Raw genomic sequence first — 21,544 nt, 5'->3', positions numbered from 1 at the left:
CCACCGCTATCGCGAGCAAGCTCGCTCCCACAGAGGGCTTATTTCCAGGTATGGATTGGCCACCCGGCCGATTCGGCATGAGCCTTCAATACCGGGTCGGGGTTCACTACGTGCGGGTAATCGACCTTGAGCAACAGCGGCAGGTCATTGCGCGAGTCGGAATAGAAACTCGCGCCTTCCAGGTTCTCCTCCTCGGCATCCAGCCAGTCCAGCAGCCGCGCGATCTTGCCTTCGCGGTAGGTCAGGGTGCCCACGGTCTTGCCGCTGTACACCCCATGGGCCACTTCAAGTTCGATCGCCAGGATCTCGTCGATGCCCAGGCGCTCTGCAATCGGCTTGACCAGGTGCGTGCCCGAGGCCGAGATCACCAGGATCCGGTCGCCGGCCTTGCGGTGTTCGGCGATGGTCTTGGTGGCGTCGCTGAAGATGATCGGCTCGATGAAGTCTTCCACCCACGGTGCCACCAGGTGCTCGATTTCTTCCGGTGTGCGGCCGATCATCGGTTCCAGGCTGAAGTCCATGTACTCTTCCATGCTCAGCTTGCCGTGGCTGTAGGCGTCCATCAGCGCGTTGTTGCGCTGCATGAACGACTCGGGATCGACCCAGCCCAGGCGCCCCATCTGTTCGCTCCAGAGGGTGGCGCAGTCGCCGTGGATCAGGGTTTCGTCCAGATCAAAAATTGCCAGGGCCATCAGCGCGTTTTCCTCTTCAAGATCAGCTTCAAAATCGATACAGCCATCAGGCTACCTCACACAGCGCCGACGGATCGATGGAAAGTGACAGGCGTGCGCCATCGGGGTGCAGGTCGGCGGCCGAGCGATTGAGTACATCCACCACCAGTTCCACGCCACGGGCCTCGACCCGGTAGCGAATCACGTTGCCCAACAGGCTGTGGCTGCGGATCAGCGCATCGGCCTCGCCGTTGCGGCTCAGCTCGATGGCTTCCGGACGGATGGCGATACGGCCACTCACCGGCCGTTGCAGCAGTTTGGTCGCGCTGTCGGCGTCCAGCAGGTTGTAGTTGCCGATGAAACCGGCGGCAAAGACGTCGACTGGCGCTGTGTAAAGGGTTTCGGCATCGCCGCTTTGTACGATCTTTCCCTGGTTCATCAGGAAAATCCGGTCAGACATGGTCAGGGCTTCTTCCTGGTCGTGTGTGACGAAGATCGTGGTCAGGCCCAACTCACGCTGGATCTGTCGGATCTGTTCGCGCAAGTGCTTGCGAATCCGTGCATCCAGGGCCGACAGCGGCTCGTCCAGCAGCAACAGGCGCGGCCGGGTCACCAGGGAGCGGGCGAGGGCGACGCGCTGGCATTGGCCGCCGGACAGTTGATGGGGATAGCGGCCGGCAAAATCATGCAGCTCCACCAGGCGCAGGATCTCCAGCACACGCTTGTGGCTGTCCGAGGCGTCGACTTTTTGCATGCGCAGGCCGAAGGCGACGTTCTGTTCCACGGTCATGTTGGGGAACAAGGCGTAGCTCTGGAAGACCATGCCGATCCCGCGTTTCTGCGGGCTCAATGGGACGATGTCTTGCCCGTCCAGGATGATCTGGCCGGCATCCACTGCGGTCAGGCCGGCAATGCAGCGCAACAGCGTGGATTTGCCACAACCGGAAGGGCCGAGCAGGGTGACGAATTCGCCCTTGCGGATCTCGCAATTGATGTCGCTGAACACCGGCGTGCCGGCGTAGCTTTTTTGCAGGTGTTGGACGCTGACGTAGCTCATTGGCTTTTGTCCTTGTTCAAGATGTTGGCCGCCCAGGTCAGGACCAGTACGAAGAAGAAGTAGGAAATCACCAGCGCACTGGTGAAGTGACCGCTGCTGTTGCGCATGTTGTTCAGGTACACCTGCAGGGTTTCATAGCGAGTGCCGACGAGGATGTTGGCGAACACGAATTCGCCGAACAGGAACGAGAAGGACAGCAGCAGCGCCACCATCAGGCCCTTGCGCAGGTTCGGCAGCACCACCAGGAATGCGGCCTGGAAGGTGCTGGCGCCGAGCAGTTGGGCGGCGTCCATCAGGTCGCGCAGGTTGATGGCTTGCAGGTTGTTGGTGATCGCCCGGTACATGAACGGCAGGGCAACGGTGAAGTAGCAGCCGATCAGGATCCATGGCGTGCCGACCATCGCCAGCGGCCCGGAGCCGTAGAGTTGCAACAGCCCCACCGACGACACCACCGGCGGCACCGCGAAGGGCAGCAGGATGAGGATGTTCATCAGCGCGTCGAGTCTGGGGAAGTGGTAATGCACCACGAACAGCAACGGCAGGATCAACACCACCGAGAGCACCAGCGCACCGACGCAGACCAGCAGCGATTGGCCGAAGGCGTGGAGAAAACGCGGATCGCTCCACAACTGCACATACCATTTGAACGTGAAGCCGCTGGGTAGCACGGTGGCCGACCAACTGCTGGCGATGGAGTAGACGAGCGTGCCGGCCAGGGGCAGCAGCAGGATGGCGAACAGCAGGTACACCACCGCCCGATGATAGAGTCCGACGGAGCCCGGTTCAGCGCGAGACATGGTAGCTCCTCTTGAGCAGCAACTGATGGACGATGGTGACCACGGTCATCAACGCCACCAATATCACGGCCAGGGCACTGGCCATGTTCGGGTCGAGGGAAATATCGCCGGAGACCATGGCGGCGATGCGAATCGGCAGCACGTTGAAGTTGCCGGTGGTCAGCGCATAGACCGTGGCGTAGGCGCCGAGGGCGTTGGCCAGCAGGATCACGAAGGTGCCCAGCAGCGCCGGGGTCAGCACCGGCAAGCCGATGTGGCGCCAGAACTGCCAGCCGTTGGCGCCCAGCAGCTCGGCGGATTCGCGCCAGTCTTCGCGCAGGGCGTCGAAGGCCGGATAGAGCAGCAGCACGCCCAGGGGGATCTGGAAGTAGGTGTAGAGGATGATCAGCCCGGTTTTGGAGTACAGGTTGAAATCCTCGATGATCCCCGCCTGTTTGAGCATGATCGTGATGCTGCCGTTGAACCCGAGCAAAATGATGAAGGCGAAGGCCAGGGGCACGCCAGCGAAGTTGCTGGTCATGTTGGCGAAAGCGTTGACGAAGTTGCGTAGCCGCGAATCCACCTGGCGCAGGGAGTAGCTGCCCAGCACGGCGATGACGATGCCGAACACACTGGACCAGAAGCTGATCTCCAGGCTGTGCTGGATCGCTTGCAGGTAGAACTTGGAACTGAAGATCTTGCTGAAGTTGGCCAGGCCCCAGCCGAACTCTTCCGATTCCAGGCTGTTGACCAGCACCCAAAGCAGCGGGGCGATCTGGAACACGATGAAGAAAATCGCGAAGGGCACCAGGCACAACGCTGCCAGCCATTTGCCGCGCGTCATGGCGTTCACTTGAGTAACTCCTGGCAATAGGGTTTGTCGTGGGCGACGCCGAGCAATTGGCAAATGGTGCCGCACAGTTCGGTCTGCCGGGGCTTGGCGGCGGGATCGAAACTGAAGCCGCTGCCCAGGACGAACAGCGGTACTTCCCGTTCTTCGGCCAGCAGGCCGTTGTGGGAACGGTCGTTGTTCATGCCGTGGTCGGAGGTCACCAGCACCTGGTAACCGGCGTCGAGCCAGTCTTGCAGGTAGACCGCCAGGTTGATGTCGGCCGAGCGGGCGCTGTTGCGGTATTGCGGGGTGTCGAGGCCGTGCTTGTGCCCGGCGTCGTCGATGTTCATCGGGTGCACCAGCAGGAAGTTCGGCAAGTAGCGCTGGCGCAGGTGTTCGGCGTCGGCGAACAGATGGGAATCGGGGTAGTGGTCATTCCAATAGAAATGCCCGTACTGGATCGGCAAATCGGGGTTGTCGGTGTGACGATCACGACCGGCCACGAAGGGCGAGACGTTGTAGAGCTCGCTGACCCAGTGATACGCCGCAGCCGCCGTACTCAAGCCGGCCTGGGTGGCGTAGTGGAAAATGCTGCGCTGGTTCGACAGGCGCGAGACGTTGTTGTGCACGATCCCGCTGTCGATGGGCACGACGCCAGTGAGGATGCATTCATAGAGCGGGCGGGACAGGGCGGGCAACTCACATTCCAGTTTGTAGAGGGCCGCGCGTCCTGCGCCGACGTAAGCCTGCAAATGCCCCATGGCATGCCGGGCGACCTCATGGTTGAGACCGTCGAGCACCACCAGGATGACGTTGTGCTTCATGGGTACCGGGACTCCGGGCAGATACCAGAAAGCTCGAATCCCCGGGAACCTGATGCGCAAGCCAGCTTCTGTGGGAGCGAGCTTGCTCGCGATGAAGGCGACACGGTTCAACTGCAAGACCGTGTCATCGTTTATCGCGAGCAAGCTCGGCTCCCACAGGGATTGCTTTCACATTTGGGTGCCCAGTGGATAGCCGAGCGGGAGCTAGCGCCTCACTTCATCTCGACGATGACTTGTTCATTCCACGCCTGCGGCAGCGCCTTGGAAGTCTTCTCCCAAGCATCCGCATCCTTGATCGGGGTCACGCCTTTGTACTGCTCGTTCGGCAGCAGCTTGGCCTTGACCTCTTCCGGCAGGGTCAGGTGCTCGGCGCGGATCGGACGGGCGTTGCCCTTGGCCAGGTTGATCTGGCCGGCGTCGCTGAAGATGTACTCGCGAGCCAGCTTGGCGGCATTCGGGTGCTTGGCGTATTTGTTGATGATGGTGGTGTAGCCGGAGATGACCGAGCCGTCGGACGGAATCAGCACGACGTAGTCATCCGGGTTGGCCATCTTGGCCTTGTAGCTCAGGCCGTTGAAATCCCAGACCACGCCGACTTCGACTTCACCTTTCTCCATCGTGGCGATGGTCGGGTTGGCCATGGACAGGCGCCCTTGCTTGGCGATTTCGGCGAACATCAACAATGCCGGCTGGACGTTCTTCTCGTTGCCACCGTTGGCCAGGGCCGCGGCCAGCACGCCGTTGGCGGCTTGGGCGGCGGTGCTCACGTCACCGATGGAGACTTTGTATTTGCCGGTCTTCAGGTCCGCCCACTTGGTCGGCACTTCGGAACCGTGCAGCAGCTTCTTGTTGACGATGAACGCGATGGTGCCGGTGTAGGCCAATGCCCAGTTGCCGTCCTGGTCCTTGGCCCAGGCAGGGACTTGTTCCCAGGTGCTTGGCTTGTAGGGTTGGACCACGCCCTGCTTGACCGCGATCGGGCCGAACGCTGCACCGACGTCGCCGATGTCGGCGCTGGCGTTGTCTTTCTCGGCGGCGAACTTGGCGATTTCCTGGGCCGAGCTCATGTCGGTGTCGATGTGTTTCAGGCCGTAGACCTTGGCCAGGTCGTCCCAGGTGCCTTTCCAGTTTGCCCAGTCATCGGGCATGCCGACGCTGTTCACGGCGCCTTCCGCTTTCGCAGCGGCTTCCAACGTTTTCAGATCGGTGTCAGCGGCCATGGCGGCGGTGCACATGGCAATGGTCGAGCCTAACAGTGATGCCAGGAAAAGCTGTTTCATCCGAAGCTCCTATGGGCGTTTTCAACGCTGCGATTGCGGTTGTGTTGGTCTAGGTCAGCAATACCTGAGCCAATGTAGGCGAGCCCTGTGACATTTTGATGTCGGTGTTGGAGGGACCAGGAAATGCCCGGCTCGTGGAGGTTGGCTGCAAATTAAGCGTAGACCATGGTTAAACAGCTGATATGAAAGGACTTGGCCGTTAATTTGCACGCTTGCAAAACGACCGTTCGGCGGCTCTGTCATCTGCCAGTCATGTGCAGTGCCTAGGCTTGCTGGACCAAGAAGCGGGTCGATGGACAGTCGATCTTGCCCCGAAACAGTGCTGGTCTAGTCCAGATAGGTAACGTTGATGCGCATCGATGCAACCAAAGCGGTGACAGCCATCGGACAGGTCTTGCAAGAGCAGCTCGACCACGGGTTGCTGGCGCCTGGCAGCAAATTGCCGGCCGAGCGCAAGCTCAGTGAATTGTTCGGGACCACGCGGATTACCGTGCGTGAGGCGTTGTTGCAGCTCGAAGCCCAGGGGCAAATTTATCGGGAGGAGCGCCGGGGCTGGTTCGTCTCGCCGCCGCGCCTGGCCTACAACCTGATGCAGCGCAGCCATTTCCACGCCATGGTCGCAGCCCAGGGGCGTGTGCCTTCTACCCAAGTGATCTCGGCGCGTCTGCAACCCGCTTCGGCGGCGGTGTGCGCCTGGTTGCAGTTGCCGGCATTGTCCAGCGTGATCCAGATCTGCCGCGTGCGGCGTATCGACGAACGGCTGGTGCTGTACGTCGAGCACTACCTGAACCCGCAGTATTTTCCGGACATCTTGGGGTTTGACCTCAACCAGTCCATCACCGAACTGTACGCCCGCCATTACGACCTGCACTACGGCCGGGTGAAGTTTGAAATCGTGCCCACCTCGTTACAGCCGGAAGCGGCAGCGGCGTTGAAGGTTTCGGTGGGCAGCCCCGGGCTTCGCATCGCACGGGTCAACTATGACCAGCACCAGCGGCTGATCGATTGCGACCTGGAATTCTGGCGACACGATGCGATCCATGTCGGCGTGGATGTGCCGGAGCAACCTGTACCGGAACAATCGCCCGCAGCCTGAGGCAGGGTCAGAGCGACTCGTTGAGCTTGCTCAGGATCTTGATCACCACCGTGGCGAGGATCAGCAACATGCCGATCCACATGGCAAAGACCCCGACGCTCTTGTCACGGAAGTTGAAGCCGATGGCCAGCAGGATCATGCCGGCAATAATGGGCACCAGCATGGCGTTGAACGAAGACATCGAGATCATGGCGACAGCCTTGTCGGGGAAGGATAGGGCCAGTCTAGTTGGGGTTTTGCCGGGGTGTGCTGATGTATGTCACGGCCTCCTCGAATCTTGAGGCGGACATCATTGTGGCGAGGGAGCTTGCTCCCGCTGGGTTCTGTAGGAGCTGGCGAAGCCTGCGATCTTTTGATCTTTCGCTTGAGATTCAAGTGTCAGGGGAAAGATCGCAGCCTCGTTGCACTCGACAGCTCCTACGGCCCAGCGGGAGCAAGCTCCCTCGCCACAGGGTTTAGCTGCAACTGCAACTATGGCAACTCGCGAGAGGCGTAGAACGCGCTCAGCACCTTCACCAGATGCGCCAGGTCATGGCTGCCGCACAGTTCGCGGATCGAATGCATGGCGAAGGTCGGTAAACCGATGTCCACGGTGCGCACGCCCAGCTGGCTGGCGGTGATCGGGCCGATGGTCGAGCCACAGCCCATGTCGCTGCGCACCACGAAGCTCTGCACCGGCACTTCTTCTGCCATGCACAGGTGGCGGAAGAACCCGGCGGTTTCGCTGTTGGTGGCGTAGCGCTGGTTGCTGTTGACCTTGATCACCGGGCCGGCGTTGAGCTTGGGGCCGTGGTTGGCGTCGTGCTTGTCGGCATAGTTGGGATGCACGCCGTGGGCGTTGTCCGCCGACACCAGCAGGGATTTCTGAATGGTGCGGACGAACTCTTCACCTTCAGGCAGCAGGCGACGCAGGGTCTGTTCCAGCATCGGGCCGTCGGCGCCACAGGCCGAGCACGAGCCGACTTCTTCGTGATCGTTGCACACCAGCACGCAGGTTTCTTCGGTGTCAGCGTTCAGCAACGCTTGCAGGCCGGCGTAGCACGACAGCAGGTTGTCCAGGCGCGCACCGGCGATGAAATCGCCGTGCAGGCCAATGACCGCAGCGCTTTGCGTGTCGTAGAAACTCAACTCGTAATCGAGTACCACGTCGGCATTCAGGCCGTGTTCGCGGGCCAGTTGATCGGTGAGCACAGCCCGGAAATCAACGCGCTCGTCCCCGGCGAACTGGGCAAGGATCGGCGGCAGTTCATTCTGCGGGTTGATGGCCCAGCCCTGGTTGGCTTCGCGATTGAGGTGGATGGCCAGGTTCGGAATCGTGGCGATCGGCGCCTTGAAATCGATCAACTGGCTTTCGACCTTGCCATCGCGGCGGAAGGTCACGCGCCCGGCCAGGGACAGGTCGCGGTCGAACCACGGCGCCAGCAACGCGCCGCCGTAGACTTCCACGCCCAGTTGCCAGAACCCGTGGCGTTGCAGTTCCGGCTGCGGCTTGACCCGCAGGCAGGGGCTGTCGGTGTGGGCGCCGACCAGGCGGATGCCATCGTGCAACGGTGAGTTGCGGCCGAGCTTGAAGGCGATGATCGAGGAGTCGTTGCGCGTGACGTAGTAGCGACCGTTGGCCTCGGTGGCCCAGGTCTCGCGTTCGTCAAGACGCTGATAGCCTGCCGCCTCCAGGCGTTTGGCAAGGCTGGCGGTGGCATGGAACGGGGTAGGGGAGGCCTTGAGAAAGTCGATCAGGCCCTGGTTCAACTCTGCGCGCATAAGAAACTCCAGACAGCAATGGGCGGCAGTTTACCCCATCGACCGCCTGCATTGCAGACCCAATCCCCCGTCACGGATTGTTCTGTGGTCCGGCGATCGATCAGCCCGAGACAGCGATCCGCTTGCGCAAGTGCGCCATGATCAAGGGCTTGTCTTGTGCCTTGGACGGTTCTGGCAGGTGCTGCGGCCAGTGCTCCAGTTGGCCGAACAGCTGTTGCTGGCGCTCCGGGTCCAGGCGGAGAATCTCCCGCGATGCCGAATCCCACCAATGGTGGCGGCAAAGGTTGTAGTAGGGATGCTCCGGTGCTGCGCTGCCATACAGCAGGTCGCGACCGATCTTGTGCAAGGCGCCGCGCTGGTGGCGCAATTTCCATTTGATCTTCAGCCGCCGCCAGGCAGAGGGGAAAGGTCGGGTGCGCGGTACGTCATGGCAACGCTCGATCAACTGCGCGCTGAACGCCTCGCCGTGTTGGGCAAAGAAGTGCGCCAACATGGTGTGGAAGAAGCGTTTCTCGGCGAAGTAGTGATAGACGTGTTTGTTGGTTTCGTTAATGGTCTGGTTGCGTAGCGTGAACGAGATCGCGATCTGTTCGATGGTGTGGATGTCGAAGCCACCTTCGGTCCATTCATCGATCAGCTCGACGGCCTGGCCCAGCAGCGCAGCGTCGTTGTCAGTCACGCCGCACAGCCCGCTGTTGTAGAGCTTGAAGCTGTTGTCCGGGGTGATGCCGTGGCGGCGCAGGCGCGTACCCAACTTGAGGTAATCCTCGCGCTTGCAGACGTAGTCCCAGTTGTATTCGAAGCTGTCCATCAGGTATTGCCCTGGCTGGATTTGCTTGAACAGCAGGTCGGGATCGGCGAGGAACAGCGTGTCGGTGTCGACGAACAGGGTTTTTTCCGCCAGTGTCAGGCTGGCCTCGATGGCGCAGGCTTTGCGCCGGTGAATGTAACCATTATTGCCTTGCCACTCGGTCAGCAACTGCGGGCTCAACGCGAGGGTCTCCACCGGCCAGCCCTGATAGTCCTCAGGCCGGTCGGTCAGGATCCTGATGGTGGGCAGGGTCGACGGATTGCCGTGGGCGAGGGCAGTCAGGATGCTGAACTTGGCCTCGTGGCGATAAGCGTCCTTGTCGCCATAGACCAGGTACAGCAACTGATGGCGGACTTTTTTGACGGGCGTTTCCTGAAAATCAATAACCTGCATGCCAAGCCTTTATCGAATTTAGAACGGTGCCGGGCACTCGAAGCGCAAGCGCTCACCGCTTTGCGGATGGGTGAAGCTCAGCATGCTGGCGTGCAGGCACAGGCGCGGCCAGGCAGCGAGGGCCTGCGGGTGGGCGTAGAGTCCGTCGCCCAGCAGCGGATGACCGATGGATAGCATGTGCACGCGCAATTGGTGCGAGCGCCCGGTAATCGGCGTGAGTTCGACCCGGCACCAGTCGCCGCAACGTTCCAGTACGCGCCAGAAGGTCAGGGCGTGTTTGCCGTGCTCATGGTCCACCACATGCCGAGGTTTGGTCGGCGGGTCGTAGCGCAAGGGCAGGTCGATGCTGCCGCTGTCCAGTTCCGGCTGGCCCCAGCACAGCGCCGTGTAGGCTTTTTCGGTTTCGCGATCATGAAATTGCCGGGACAGTTCGCGATGAGTGTCCGGGTCGCGGGCCAACAGGATTATGCCGGAGGTTTCCCAGTCCAGTCGGTGCACGATTCGCGCTTCCGGATAGCCGTTTTCCTGCAGGCGGGTGATCAGGCAGTCCTTGTTGTCGTCGGCCCGGCCGGGCACGGAGAGCAACAGGGTCGGCTTGTCGACCACCAGGACGGCGGCGTCCTGATGAATGATGCGGATGTTGGACAGGGGCATTGAAAACAGTCTCGTTACAAACGCCAACGGCGGCTCGGGCCTGTCGTCCTATATGTAGGAGCTGGCGAAGCCTGCGATCTTTTCCGAGCTTCCTTGAGTTCAAGTCAAGATCAAAAGATCGCAGGCTTCGCCAGCTCCTACACAAGGGCGCTGAGCCCGAGCCGCCGTGGCTACCGCAGGATCTATCAGCGATCCGGCAGGGTGATGTTGAGTTCCAGGATCGAGCAGCTGCCCTGGCTTTCCAGTGCCACATGCACGTCATCGCTACCGATGTTGACGTATTTGCGGATCACTTCCACCAGTTCCTTCTGCAAGGCCGGCAGGTAGTCAGGGGTGCTGCGTTGGCCGCGTTCGTGCGCCACGATGATCTGTAGACGCTCTTTCGCGACCGAGGCGGTACTGGGCTTTTTGTTGGCACGAAAGAAGTCAAAAAGGTTCATTACCTACCTCCAAACAGGCGCTCGAAGAAACCCTTCTTCGTTACATCGAGGAAACGATGCTCCACGGTTTTGCCCAGCAGGCGATCAACGGCATCGCTGTATGCCTGGCCGGCGTCGCTCTGGTCGTCGAGAATCACCGGCACGCCGGAGTTGGAAGCCTTGAGTACCGCTTGGGATTCGGGAATGACACCCAGCAGGGTGACGGCGAGGATTTCCTTGACGTCTTCGACGCCGAGCATTTCGCCATCGCTGACCCGTTGCGGGTTGTAGCGGGTCAGCAGCAGGTGTTCCTTGATCGGCTCTTCGCCCTTCTCGGCGCGACGGGATTTGCTCGCCAGCAGGCCCAGCATGCGGTCGGAGTCACGGACCGACGACACTTCCGGGTTGGTCACGACAATCGCTTCGTCCGCGAAGTACATGGCCAGGTGGGCACCTTTCTCGATACCGGCCGGGGAGTCGCACACCACGAACTCGAAGTCTTCCTTGAGTTGCATCAGGACTTTTTCCACGCCTTCCTGGGTCAGCGCGTCTTTGTCGCGGGTCTGGCTGGCGGCCAGCACGTAGAGGTTCTCAAGGCGCTTGTCCTTGATCAGGGCTTGTTGCAGGTTCGCTTCGCCGTTGACCACGTTGACGAAGTCGTAGACCACGCGACGCTCGCAACCCATGATCAGGTCCAGGTTACGCAGGCCGACGTCGAAGTCGACGATGACTGTCTTGTGGCCGCGCAGAGCGAGACCGGTACCGATAGCGGCGCTGGTGGTGGTCTTACCCACACCACCCTTGCCGGATGTAACCACGAGAATCTTGGCCAAGGTGTTTCACCCCTAAGGAAAAAGGACTTTTTCAGCCCCTGAAAAACATCTCTGGAAAACTGCTGCAATTGGACAGGCTTGGCTGGAATCGGATGTCGGGCGGGGTCTACCTCCGGTAAACACTGCCTGATCCTTTTTCCTACGTCGTTTAAGCCGTTTTCGCTCGTTTTAGAGATGCTTGGAAAATGCGGCAGTATCCGTTAAAGCCGAATGATGTTCAACACGTCGCCCGACAGGCTGATCTGAACGCCGGCCCCCCACAACGGATCGCGGCGCAAATCCTCGGAGACCTTGTACTGCCCGGCGATGGAGACCAGTTCAGCGCTCAATTGCTGACAGAAGATCCTGGCTTTCGTATCGCCCTTGACGCCGGCCAGCGCGCGGCCGCGCATCGGGCCGTATACATGGATGTTGCCATCGGCGAGAAGTTCCGCCCCCGGGCTGACCGAGGACACGATGACCAGATCGCCACCCTGGGCGTAAATCTGCTGCCCGCCGCGTACTGGCGAGGTGATGACGCGTGTCGGCTTGATGGTGGGTTCCGGTGGTTTTTCCGGGACTTTCTTGGCTTCGACCGGGCTCAGTTCCAGCACGCGCTCCCGGGCGCCGGACGGCGGCAGCACCGGAATGTCCACGGCGATGGCGGCGGCGATGTCTTCGATGCGGCTGGCGCGGATCGCCAGGGTGCGCAGGCCGTGTTGGCGGCAAACGCGCATCAGGCCTGGCAAGTCCACCGCGCCTTCGCCGGCCGGCAGTTTGTCCAGGGCCAGCACCAGTGGTGCATTGCTGAAGAAGTTCGGCGCCTGGGCGACTTTGGCCGCCAACTGCCGGTCGAGGCCTTCCAGGTCGTTGCGGGCCAGCTCCAGCACCGTAATGGCGAGCATGCTGCCCTTCAACTGGAACACGGGATCTTGGTCTAGCGGTTCGGTTTGGCTCATGGTCGGCGTACAACGGCTTGTCACTAAAAGTGCCGAGACTTATAACGAGATCGTCCGCCAGCCGCAACCCGGGTCGAACAATGTAGAATGCGCGGCCCATGTCTTAATGGAAGCTGTAATGGATCGCCCGCGTTTTCGAGCTGCATTTTTTCATCCGCGTTTCTGGCTGCTGTGGTGCGGCCTGGGCCTGTTGTGGCTGATCGTTCAATTGCCTTATCCGCTGTTGCTGCGGGTCGGTCGCGCATTGGGTGCGCTGATGTATCGAGTGGCCGGCGACCGACGGCGCATCGCCCGCCGCAATCTGGAGCTGTGTTTCCCGCAAAAGTCCGCCGCCGAGCGCAAGCGTCTGCTCAAGGAAAACTTTGCCTCCACCGGCATCGCCTTTTTTGAAATGGCCATGAGTTGGTGGTGGTCGCGTTCGCGCCTGGCGAAACTGGCCCATGTCGAAGGGCTGGAGCATCTCAAGCAGGCCCAGCGCGAGGGCAAGGGTGTGATCCTGATGGCGCTGCATTTCACCACCCTGGAAATCGGCGCGGCGTTGCTCGGCCAGCAGCACACCATCGATGGCATGTACCGCGAGCACAAGAACCCGCTGTTCGACTACATCCAGCGCCGCGGCCGCGAGCGGCACAACCTCGACTCCCTGGCCGTGGAGCGTGACGACGTGCGCGGCATGCTCAAGCTGCTGCGGGCCGGACGGGCGATCTGGTATGCGCCGGACCAGGATTACGGCGCCAAGCAGAGCGTGTTCGTGCCGTTGTTCGGCATCCAGGCCGCGACGGTCACCGCCACCAGCAAGTTCGCCCGCCTGGGCAAGGCGCTGGTGGTGCCCTTCATCCAGGAACGCCTGGCCGACGGTAGCGGTTATCGCCTGGTGATCCAGGCCCCGCTGACGGATTTCCCGGGCGAGACCGAGGAAGCCGATTGCATCCGCATCAACCAGTGGGTCGAGCAGTCGGTGAGTGATTGTCCCGAGCAATACCTCTGGGCCCACCGGCGCTTCAAGAGCCGTCCGCCGGGCGAGCCGAAGCTGTACGACAAACGCGGTTGAGCCGGTAGTCCGCCATTTTTCAGCAGCACCTTGAGCACGGAGCATTGCGATGACCCCAGCTGAACCGGTTACAGGTTTGATTCTTTCCGGCGGCGGGGCTCGAGCGGCGTATCAGGTAGGCGTACTGGCGGCCATCGCCGAATTGTTGCCGGACGGTGCGGACAACCCGTTCCCGGTAATCGTCGGTACGTCGGCCGGGGCGATCAACGCAGTCAGCCTGGCTAGCGGGGCGATGGACTTCAAGACCGCCATCGAGCGGCTGACGGCGTTCTGGCAAGCGGTGCACAGCCATCAGGTCATGCGCAGCGACTGGCGAGGCGTGATCGCCCAGGCGATGCGTTTCATCAGCCACAGCCTGTTGGGCCTGGGGGCCAAGTTGCCGGTGGCGCTGATCGACAGCTCGCCGCTGCGCGAGCTGCTCCAGGCCCAATTCCACGCTTCGGGTATCGAACTGGCCATCGCCGAGCAGCAACTGCGCGCGGTGGCGGTGACGGCATTCGGCTATGAATCCGGCCAGGCCGTCACGTTCTACCAAGGGCGCGGGACCATCGATGCCTGGCTGCGACATCGACGTATCGGGGTGCCGACGCAGTTATCAGTGGAGCACCTGCTGGCCAGCTCGGCGATTCCCTTGTTGTTCGCGCCGGTCAGGATCGGCCCGCAATACTTCGGTGACGGCGCGGTACGGCAATCAGCGCCCATCAGCCCGGCCTTGCACCTGGGGGCCAATCGGGTGCTGGTGATCGGTGTCAGCGGCAACCCCCGTGGCGCTGGTGGGCAGGATCCCGCCGAGCGCAGCTACACCGGCCTGCAACCGACCCTGGCGCAGATCGGCGGCCATATGCTCAACAGCACGTTCATTGACAGCCTGGAAAGCGACATCGAGTTGCTTGAGCGTCTGAACGGGTTCAGTCACCTGCTACCCGACGACGTACCGGCCCACGCCCTCGGCGCGGCGCCGGTGGACGTGCTGGTGATTTCCCCAAGCCAGCCGATCGACGAAATCGCCGCCCGCCATCGCCAGGAACTGCCCCGTGCGCTGCGGTTATTCTTGCGCGGACCGGGCGCGACCAAGACCAGCGGCGCGGGGGTGCTGAGTTATCTGTTGTTCGAGTCGGGCTATTGCAGCGAACTGATCGAGCTGGGACGCCAGGATGCGTTGGCGCAGCGTGAGGCGTTGAGTCGGTTTTTGGGGTTGTCCTGACTGATGCAAGCAGGTCCACCGCTATCGCGAGCAAGCTCGCTCCCACAAGGGGTTTGCGGTGGACGCTTAAACTGAGCCCAACACACAACCAATGTGGGAGCGAGCTTGCTCGCGATGACGGCGGCACATTCAGCATCGACTCAGGCTGACCCACCGCTATCGCGAGCAAGCTCGCTCCCACAGGGTATTGCTGCGGATGTAGATCCCAGGATCAGAAATGGTACTTCAGCAAGAAGCTGGTATTGCTCTGGTTGGTCTTGAACCCGTCGCTGTCTTCGATCCCGTACTTGTTCTTCCAGTAGTCATACTCCACGCCCACATACAACTGCTTGGCACCGAGCTTCAACGCCTTGCCCAGGTCATATTTGATCTGCGGGTTGATGTGCAGGTTGGCGTGGTAGGTGCCCTTGGAATTGGTGTCGTTGTCCACCACCCAGTCGATGAAACCGTCGATCAGGAGGTCGGATGAGCCCATGGGGATGGTGTAGGCCCAGGTCGGGGTGATCTGCCAGACGTTGTCGCCGGCGCGTGGACCTTCGGTCTGGCGGTTGTAGAAGTTCAGCTGGAAGTAGTCGAAGCCGGGAATCGCCAGGTCGAACCCCGGGCCGATCAGGTAGGACTCGTTGTCGCCTTCGCCGAATTCATACGTCATGGCCAGCAGCACGTCCTTGATCGGGCCCAGTTCCAGCTTCTGGTCGAAGATCTTGCCGAACGACAGGCGTGGGCTGAACTCGCCGTAGTAGGTGTTCGGGCCGGACTGGCTGTCGTCCTGGCCGTTGTAGAAGATCCGATCGAGGAAGAAGAAGTTGTCCCCGTATTTCCAGGCGTCGGCGTGTTCGAAGGTCACGGTCTGCTGGATGCGCGGGTTGACCTGGAAATCCTTGCCATACAGGTAGGTCAGGCTGTTGTTCTGCCACTGGAACAGGTCGTCGGCCATCGCTTGGCCCCCGGCCAACAAGGCTCCTGCGAGTATCAGGCTGGTGCACGTACGTTTCATTCGGTTTGCTCCCAAAGGTAAGTGGTACCGCTTTTTTTTCAGGTCAGCGCTCTGGTGTGGCGCCTTTTTCCTCGGATAAAAAACATCCGTTCGGTCAGCTTTTTGCGCGTGGCAAATGCTGATAGCAAGAGCTGAGCCAAGGCCGGGGCAAACCCGGAAAAGACTCATCCAGCTGTTTGGAACAGTCGAAAAAGGTGTGTTCAGAAGGGCGCTTATTCTATCCGCCGGCGCCTGGATAAGTTGGCGGGCCGGTCAGGATCGGAGGGGGTTTTTGTGTCGGCCGGTTTCGAACGGCCGCGCAGGATACGGGCTTGCCTTAAGGGGCTCAAGTGCCCTGCAACGGCGCATCCGTGGCGAATTTGGGGCGTACTGGCGGGACTGGATCATCAGGTGCTTTCCTCTTGTTTTTATTGTTGAGGCGCAGGCAGTCGCTGACGGGCGACCGGTGGTGTGCCGGCCGGCCTGTCAGCGGTATGACGTGTGACGTTATTGGCGCGCGAGGTTCAGTTGGTCCGCGCGCCCTGGTTGATCCACGCGCCGATCAGATCGCGTTCCTGCTGGGTCATCTGGGTGATGTTGCCCAAGGGCATGATCTGGTTGGTCACGGCCTGGGCCTGGATGCGCGCGGCCTGTTGCTGGATCTGCTCTGGCGTATCGAACATCACTCCACCCGGCGCGGCGCTGAACAGCGGGCTGGTGGGCTTGGCCGAATGGCAGACCGAGCAGCGTTCCTGGATCACGCTATGGACCTTTTCGAACGACGGGCCCTGGGCGTTGGCGGCCTGGGTGGGCGCCGCTGTCGGTGCGGCGGGGGCTGTCGCCGGTTTCGCGCCACCACCCACCGCCGTTTCCGGTAGCGGTTGGTACTCGATGGCGGCGGGTGCCTTGGCCACGTCGGGTGCGCTGGAGATGGGCTTGGGACCGGTAACGTAAGCCAGGCAGATCATCGCCAGGGCACCGACTGGCAGCGTCCAGGCAAACCGGTTGCTGTCATGGCGGGTGTTGAAGTAATGGCGCACCAACACCGCCGCCACGGCGATCCCGGCCAGGATCAGCCAGTTGTACTGGCTGCCGTAGGTGCTCGGGAAATGGTTGCTGATCATGATGAACAGCACTGGCAGGGTGAAGTAGTTGTTGTGGCGCGAACGCAACAAACCCTTGGCCGGCAGTGCAGGATCGGGCGTGCGGTTCTCGGCGATGGCCGCCACCAGCGCACGCTGGGCCGGCATGATGATGCGGAACACGTTGCCGACCATGATCGTCCCGATGACCGCCCCGACGTGCAGGTAGGCACCGCGACCGCTGAACACCTTGCTGAACCCGTAGGCCGCGGCGATCAACAGCACGAACAGGATCACGCCGAGCAGGGCAGGGCGCTTGCCCAGGGCCGAGTCGCAGAGGAAGGAATAGACGAACCAGCCGACGAGCAACGAACCGAGGCCCAGGGCGACGCCTTCGGGGCCGCTCAGGCTGCTGCCGGGAGCCAGCAAGTAGACAGTCGGGTTCCAATAGAACACCACGCACAACAGCGCGATGCCCGACATCCAGGTGAAGTAGGCTTCCCACTTGAACCAGTGCAGGTTGTCCGGCATGGACGGTGGCGCGAGTTTGTATTTTTCCAGGTGGTAGATACCGCCACCGTGGATGGCCCACAGGTCACCGGCCAGACCGCTCCTGGGGTTGACGCGATTGAGGTTGTTTTCCAGCCAGACGAAGTAGAACGACGCGCCGATCCAGGCCACGCCAGTGATCATGTGAACCCAGCGTACGCTCAGGTTCAGCCATTCCAGCATATGTGCTTCCACAGTCTTTACCTCTCGCCCGTCACGCTTGTTTTTGCGTGATCGGACCTTCTCTTATTGGTGGGGGGCGAGGATCAATAACTCATCCTCTTTGAAAAAATGCTCATCGCAGTTATTGCCTGTGCCACTGCGATCAACCACCAGGAAGTCATCCCGCTTTTCGATCGTCAGCACCGGGTGGTGCCAGACGCCGCGATGGTAATTAATGCCCTGCCTGCCGTTGGTGACGAAGGCGCGGACCAAACCTGATACAGGTGCATCGCCAAGTGGCGCGACCACGATCAGAAAGGGGTTGCCGAGCAGCGGAATGAACGCCTGGCTGCCCAGCGGATGGCGCTCCAGCATGCGTACGGTCAGCGGCATGTCCAGCGCGTCGGCGCGGAAAATGCTGATGATCGCCTTGTCGTCTGGCGTGGCGGTTTCCACCGTCGTCAGGCGATGGAAGCGCATGGTCGAACCGTTGTTGATCATGAAGTGATCGCTGCCATCGGTTTCGATCACGTCACCGAATGGGGCGAAGGCTTCTTTGGTCAACGGTTCGATCTTGAGTGTGCGCATGCTGGTCTTCTTATCCAAAAATTCTGTGTTGTGGTTCAGCTTTTGTGGCGAGGGAGCTTGCTCCCGCTGGGTTGCGAAGCGACCCCGCTTTTCAAAAAATGGGACTGCTGCACAGTCCAGCGGGAGCAAGCTCCCTCGCCACAGGTGCGTCGTTTACTTCGATACCTTGCCAAGCACCCGCAGGCGACTCACACCACCATCCGGGAACACGTTCAGGCGAATGTGAGTAATCGGCCCCAGGGCCTTGATCTGCTCGGCGAAGGTGTGTTCGGCGTGCATTTCCAGTTTCTGGCTGGGCAACAGCTCACGCCAGAACAGCGATTGGGTTTCGATCTGGCTGTCGGTGCCGCCCTTGACGAACGCGCCCTGGATCGAGCAGCTGTCGGGGTAGTTGCCCTTGAAGTGCAGGGTGTCGACGATGACTTTCTCGACTTCGCCGGCATGGCCCAGGGCGACGATGACCCAGTCATTGCCCGGGGTACGACGACGGGCGGTTTCCCAGCCATCACCCATGTTGACGCCACGACCCGGGTTGAGAATGTTGCTCATGCGGCCGAAGTGTTCGTCGGAACAGGCCAGGGCACGGCCACCATTGAGGGCTGCGGCCAGATCGATCTGTTCGTTGTCACCCACGGCTGACCAGTCGCGGTACGGAATGCCGTAGACCCGCAACCGGGCCACGCCGCCATCGGGGTAGATGTTGAAACGCAGATGGCTGAAGGCCTGGTCGTTGTTGATTTCGTGATAGTGGTGGCTGTTGCCTTGCAACTCGACGGCCGACAGCACTTCAGTCCATTGGGTGTTTTCGTCTGGTTCGCCTTCGGTCAGGAAGCAGGCTTCCAGGGAGGCCGACGGTGGGTAGTTACCGGTGAAGAATGAGGTGTCGATGTCCACGCCTTTGATCGAGCCGGCCACACCCAGGCGGATCACCGCGCTGTCGTAGCCTTCGAAGCGCTTGCGCCGCGATTCCCAGCCGTCCATCCACTTGCCGTTGTCATCGAACACGCCCTCCTTCCATACGGCTGGGGTCGGTTGGAACAAACGGTTGGCGTCGGCGAACCAGTCATCGGTGACCGAAATGATCTTGGTGCCGAGGCGGGCGTCGGCCAGGTTGACGAACTTCTCGAAAGGTACGGCGTAAGCTTTCATTCTTCTTGTCTGCCTTTAAATAAGTTGGCTGGGGATGCTTGCAGGACCTGGGGTAGCAGGGCTGCTCGCTAAAGGGTCAGTAATCGGAACAACGCGATCTTGTTGATCTCTGCCAGCGCGCATTTGAATTCGGTGTCTACCGAGTGATGGATGCGCGTTTCGAACGCCGCGAGGATCTGATGCCGGTTGCTGCCTTTTACCGCCATGATGAAGGGAAACTTGAACTTGGCCTTGTAGGCGTCGTTCAGCTCGGTGAAGCGCTGAAACTCATCGCTCGAGCATTGGTGAATACCGGCGCCGGCCTGTTCGTTCGTGCTGGCTTCGGTCAGTTGGCCCTGGACGGCGGCTTTGCCTGCCAGGTCCGGGTGAGCGTTGATCAGCGCCAGTTGGCTGGCGTGATCGGCACTGAGCAGGATGTCGCTCATGCGCTGGTGCAGGGTTTCGATCTGGTCGATCGACGGGGCCTGGCCCAGGTCGAAAGCCTTTTCGGCGACCCATGGCGAATGTTCGTAGATATCAGCGAAGGCTTTAACGAACGCTTCGCGGTTCAAGGTGGAAGGCTTGAGAGTCTGGAAGGCCGTCATTTCGAAGCTCCTGGTTTCGAAGCTTGCGGGCACGGGTGAGTCTGTTGCCAGTGGCGGGCGATGTCGACGCGGCGGCTGAACCAGACCTGTTCATGACCCTTGGCATATTCAAGGAAGCGCTTGAGGGACGCGAGGCGGGCAGGGCGGCCGATCAGCCGGCAATGTAGGCCGATGGAGAGCATCTTGGGGGCTTCGGCGCCTTCGGCATACAGCACGTCGAAGGCGTCCTTGAGGTATTGGAAGAAATCGTCGCCCTTGTTGAAACCCTGCACCTGGGTGAAGCGCATGTCGTTGGTATCGAGGGTGTAGGGGATCACCAGGTGCGGCTTGCCGTTGGGTGTGTTCGGTTCCCAGTAGGGCAGGTCGTCGTCGTAGGTGTCGCTGTCATAGAGAAAACCGCCTTCCTCCATGACCAGCCGGCGGGTATTGGGGCCGGTGCGACCGGTGTACCAACCCAACGGACGCTCGCCAGTGATTTCGGTGAGGATGCGGATCGCTTCGAGCATGTGCTCGCGCTCCTGGGCCTCATCCATGTATTGGTAGTCGATCCAGCGATAGCCGTGGCTGCAGATTTCGTGACCGGCGGCCACCATGGCGCGGATCACGTCCGGATGGCGCTGGGCGGCCATGGCCACGGCGAAAATGGTCAGCGGGATATCGAATTCCTTGAACAGCTTGAGGACCCGCCAGACCCCGGCGCGGCTGCCATACTCGTACAGCGATTCCATGCTCATGTTGCGCTCGCCCTGCAGCGGTTGCGCCGCGACCATCTCCGAGAGGAACGCCTCGGATTCCTTGTCGCCATGCAGGATGTTGCGCTCGCCGCCTTCTTCGTAATTGAGCACGAAGGACAGGGCGATGCGGGCATTGCCCGGCCACTGGGGATGGGGAGGGTTACTGCCGTAACCGATCAGGTCGCGTGGGTAGTCAGCGCTCACTGCAGTTTTCCTTCTTGTTCGAACCATGTGGGTGGCGCCCTGGCGATGGATCATAGGCTGGCGTCACGACGATGGAGTGATTGTATACAACTTTATGTGCGATTTGTAAGCCTGATTTTTTGCATTTTTCACCGCTGTCCCTGGTTTGTCTACACTGCAAGAAACCTGCCCACCTGGTCAATTAATGGCTTCAAGAATGGCGTATCCGTTGGTTTGGCTTAAGATTGGGCAGGAACCTTTGTCGGAACGCGCGTGGACTAAATATCTGTTTTTTATTGTGTACAATTTTCTTTTAAAGTGTCTTAATTCTCTCATCGCCGTGGCGTTTCGTGCTCCGAAACGGTGCGGCCTGTCTTTCAACTGATTCAGGAGGCGTCGGGCCGGACTGCATAGCAGCGAGGCGCGCACAATCAATGGGACGTTTGACTACTCACGTTTTGGATGCTGCACACGGCTGCCCGGGCAGCTCAATCAAGGTCGAGTTGTACCGCGTGGAAGGTTCGCAACTGCAGCTGGTCGCCAGTGCGCTGACCAACAGCGACGGTCGCTGCGACGCGCCGCTGCTGCAAGGGGATGACTACCGTTCGGGCGTCTATCAGATTCAATTCCATGCCGGCGATTACTACCGCGCCCGTGGTGTCCAGTTGTCCGAGCCGGCGTTCCTGGATGTGGTGGTGCTGCGCTTCGGCATTTCGGCCGAGCAGGATCATTACCACGTGCCCCTGCTGATTTCGCCTTACGCCTATTCCACCTATCGAGGCAGCTGACCCCAAGCGGCTGCCTTGTCCTGGAAGCGACTGCGCATGGCGCTTCTTTGGTTTTTCGCCCGCTCACACTGCGGGCTTTTTTTCGTCCGTGGATATGTGGCGTCTTGGAGAGCCTCATCGCGAGCAGGCTCGCTCCCACACTGGATTTT

Annotated in this window: 23 protein-coding genes; 4 read left to right on the top strand and 19 right to left on the bottom strand. The window is 60.8% G+C overall.

The window, feature by feature from the left end; all coding sequences use genetic code 11:
* Positions 1 to 38: 38 nt before the first annotated feature.
* The 6 genes from QMK47_RS21535 to QMK47_RS21510 all read right to left on the bottom strand — a co-directional run bounded on the left by QMK47_RS21535 (position 39) and on the right by QMK47_RS21510 (position 5,440).
* Positions 39 to 692: an HAD family hydrolase gene (locus tag QMK47_RS21535; protein WP_253477116.1), complete on the bottom strand. Its 654-nt coding sequence runs from the start codon at positions 690 to 692 to the stop codon at positions 39 to 41.
* Positions 693 to 738: 46 nt separating this feature from the next.
* A complete protein-coding gene (locus QMK47_RS21530; protein ID WP_253477113.1) occupies positions 739 to 1,728 on the bottom strand; it encodes an ABC transporter ATP-binding protein in 990 nt (329 codons plus the stop codon).
* Complete coding sequence (locus tag QMK47_RS21525; RefSeq protein ID WP_013694043.1) at positions 1,725 to 2,525, bottom strand: ABC transporter permease; 801 nt, start codon at positions 2,523 to 2,525, stop codon at positions 1,725 to 1,727. The genes QMK47_RS21530 and QMK47_RS21525 overlap by 4 nt, the downstream gene beginning before the upstream one ends.
* On the bottom strand, positions 2,512 to 3,348 hold the full coding sequence (locus QMK47_RS21520) for an ABC transporter permease (RefSeq protein WP_214509815.1): 837 nt from the start codon (positions 3,346 to 3,348) through the stop codon (positions 2,512 to 2,514). The genes QMK47_RS21525 and QMK47_RS21520 overlap by 14 nt, the downstream gene beginning before the upstream one ends.
* A 5-nt stretch (positions 3,349 to 3,353) precedes the next feature.
* On the bottom strand, positions 3,354 to 4,160 hold the full coding sequence (locus QMK47_RS21515; protein WP_320389301.1) for an alkaline phosphatase family protein: 807 nt from the start codon (positions 4,158 to 4,160) through the stop codon (positions 3,354 to 3,356).
* Positions 4,161 to 4,372: 212 nt separating this feature from the next.
* Complete coding sequence (locus QMK47_RS21510) at positions 4,373 to 5,440, bottom strand: ABC transporter substrate-binding protein (protein ID WP_253477107.1); 1,068 nt, start codon at positions 5,438 to 5,440, stop codon at positions 4,373 to 4,375.
* Between the two features lie 349 nt (positions 5,441 to 5,789).
* On the opposite strand from QMK47_RS21510, the gene QMK47_RS21505 reads away from it, so the two are divergent.
* Positions 5,790 to 6,536 carry a UTRA domain-containing protein gene (locus QMK47_RS21505; protein ID WP_063324803.1) on the top strand — a complete coding sequence of 249 codons (747 nt, stop codon included), beginning with the start codon at positions 5,790 to 5,792 and terminating at the stop codon, positions 6,534 to 6,536.
* A gap of 7 nt (positions 6,537 to 6,543) precedes the next feature.
* Here the strand turns inward: QMK47_RS21505 and QMK47_RS21500 are convergent, their stop codons facing one another.
* The 7 genes from QMK47_RS21500 to minC all read right to left on the bottom strand — a co-directional run bounded on the left by QMK47_RS21500 (position 6,544) and on the right by minC (position 12,345).
* Complete coding sequence (locus QMK47_RS21500) at positions 6,544 to 6,726, bottom strand: hypothetical protein (protein WP_214509616.1); 183 nt, start codon at positions 6,724 to 6,726, stop codon at positions 6,544 to 6,546.
* A gap of 281 nt (positions 6,727 to 7,007) precedes the next feature.
* Positions 7,008 to 8,297: a M18 family aminopeptidase gene (locus QMK47_RS21495; protein WP_014339686.1), complete on the bottom strand. Its 1,290-nt coding sequence runs from the start codon at positions 8,295 to 8,297 to the stop codon at positions 7,008 to 7,010.
* 100 nt (positions 8,298 to 8,397) lie between these two features.
* Positions 8,398 to 9,501, bottom strand: a complete 1,104-nt coding sequence (locus QMK47_RS21490; protein ID WP_320389300.1) for a hypothetical protein — start codon at positions 9,499 to 9,501, stop codon at positions 8,398 to 8,400.
* Between the two features lie 18 nt (positions 9,502 to 9,519).
* Entirely contained in the window at positions 9,520 to 10,155 is a 636-nt protein-coding gene (locus tag QMK47_RS21485; protein WP_003204542.1) for an RluA family pseudouridine synthase, read from the bottom strand.
* 185 nt (positions 10,156 to 10,340) lie between these two features.
* Positions 10,341 to 10,595 carry a cell division topological specificity factor MinE gene (gene minE / locus QMK47_RS21480; RefSeq protein ID WP_003179111.1) on the bottom strand — a complete coding sequence of 85 codons (255 nt, stop codon included), beginning with the start codon at positions 10,593 to 10,595 and terminating at the stop codon, positions 10,341 to 10,343.
* Positions 10,595 to 11,407 carry a septum site-determining protein MinD gene (minD, locus tag QMK47_RS21475; RefSeq protein WP_003179114.1) on the bottom strand — a complete coding sequence of 271 codons (813 nt, stop codon included), beginning with the start codon at positions 11,405 to 11,407 and terminating at the stop codon, positions 10,595 to 10,597. The genes minE and minD overlap by 1 nt, the downstream gene beginning before the upstream one ends.
* Before the next feature lie 200 nt (positions 11,408 to 11,607).
* Positions 11,608 to 12,345 carry a septum site-determining protein MinC gene (gene minC / locus QMK47_RS21470; protein WP_057452460.1) on the bottom strand — a complete coding sequence of 246 codons (738 nt, stop codon included), beginning with the start codon at positions 12,343 to 12,345 and terminating at the stop codon, positions 11,608 to 11,610.
* A 118-nt stretch (positions 12,346 to 12,463) separates the two neighbouring features.
* On the opposite strand from minC, the gene QMK47_RS21465 reads away from it, so the two are divergent.
* Both QMK47_RS21465 and QMK47_RS21460 read left to right on the top strand, forming a co-directional pair.
* The gene (locus QMK47_RS21465; RefSeq protein ID WP_057452459.1) at positions 12,464 to 13,396 is read left to right on the top strand and encodes a lipid A biosynthesis lauroyl acyltransferase; all 933 of its coding nucleotides are present in this window, start codon (positions 12,464 to 12,466) and stop codon (positions 13,394 to 13,396) included.
* Positions 13,397 to 13,445: 49 nt separating this feature from the next.
* Positions 13,446 to 14,600, top strand: coding sequence for a patatin-like phospholipase family protein (locus QMK47_RS21460; RefSeq protein WP_258689090.1), 1,155 nt, complete (start codon positions 13,446 to 13,448; stop codon positions 14,598 to 14,600).
* 211 nt (positions 14,601 to 14,811) lie between these two features.
* Here QMK47_RS21460 and QMK47_RS21455 read toward each other — a convergent pair whose 3' ends face one another.
* From QMK47_RS21455 to puuE, 6 genes are all read right to left on the bottom strand, one after another.
* Entirely contained in the window at positions 14,812 to 15,597 is a 786-nt protein-coding gene (locus tag QMK47_RS21455; protein WP_214509621.1) for an outer membrane protein OmpK, read from the bottom strand.
* A gap of 503 nt (positions 15,598 to 16,100) precedes the next feature.
* Positions 16,101 to 17,402 (bottom strand): urate hydroxylase PuuD, encoded by a 1,302-nt coding sequence (locus QMK47_RS21450; RefSeq protein ID WP_253477092.1) that lies wholly within the window; start codon positions 17,400 to 17,402, stop codon positions 16,101 to 16,103.
* 51 nt (positions 17,403 to 17,453) lie between these two features.
* On the bottom strand, positions 17,454 to 17,957 hold the full coding sequence (locus tag QMK47_RS21445; RefSeq protein WP_320389299.1) for an ureidoglycolate lyase: 504 nt from the start codon (positions 17,955 to 17,957) through the stop codon (positions 17,454 to 17,456).
* A 153-nt stretch (positions 17,958 to 18,110) separates the two neighbouring features.
* Complete coding sequence (gene alc, locus QMK47_RS21440) at positions 18,111 to 19,106, bottom strand: allantoicase (protein WP_253477086.1); 996 nt, start codon at positions 19,104 to 19,106, stop codon at positions 18,111 to 18,113.
* 68 nt (positions 19,107 to 19,174) lie between these two features.
* Positions 19,175 to 19,690 carry a 2-oxo-4-hydroxy-4-carboxy-5-ureidoimidazoline decarboxylase gene (uraD, locus tag QMK47_RS21435; RefSeq protein WP_320389298.1) on the bottom strand — a complete coding sequence of 172 codons (516 nt, stop codon included), beginning with the start codon at positions 19,688 to 19,690 and terminating at the stop codon, positions 19,175 to 19,177.
* The gene (puuE, locus tag QMK47_RS21430; RefSeq protein ID WP_214509625.1) at positions 19,687 to 20,628 is read right to left on the bottom strand and encodes an allantoinase PuuE; all 942 of its coding nucleotides are present in this window, start codon (positions 20,626 to 20,628) and stop codon (positions 19,687 to 19,689) included. The genes uraD and puuE overlap by 4 nt, the downstream gene beginning before the upstream one ends.
* A gap of 413 nt (positions 20,629 to 21,041) precedes the next feature.
* Between puuE and uraH the strand changes: the two genes are divergently transcribed.
* The gene (uraH, locus tag QMK47_RS21425) at positions 21,042 to 21,395 is read left to right on the top strand and encodes a hydroxyisourate hydrolase (protein WP_014339674.1); all 354 of its coding nucleotides are present in this window, start codon (positions 21,042 to 21,044) and stop codon (positions 21,393 to 21,395) included.
* Positions 21,396 to 21,544 lie beyond the last annotated feature (149 nt).

The organism is Pseudomonas sp. P9_35, assembly GCF_034008205.1.
Classification (GTDB): Bacteria; Pseudomonadota; Gammaproteobacteria; order Pseudomonadales; family Pseudomonadaceae; genus Aquipseudomonas; species Aquipseudomonas kilonensis.
Note: the sequence above shows the minus strand (reverse complement) of the source record. Positions and strands in the feature narration are given on the sequence as shown.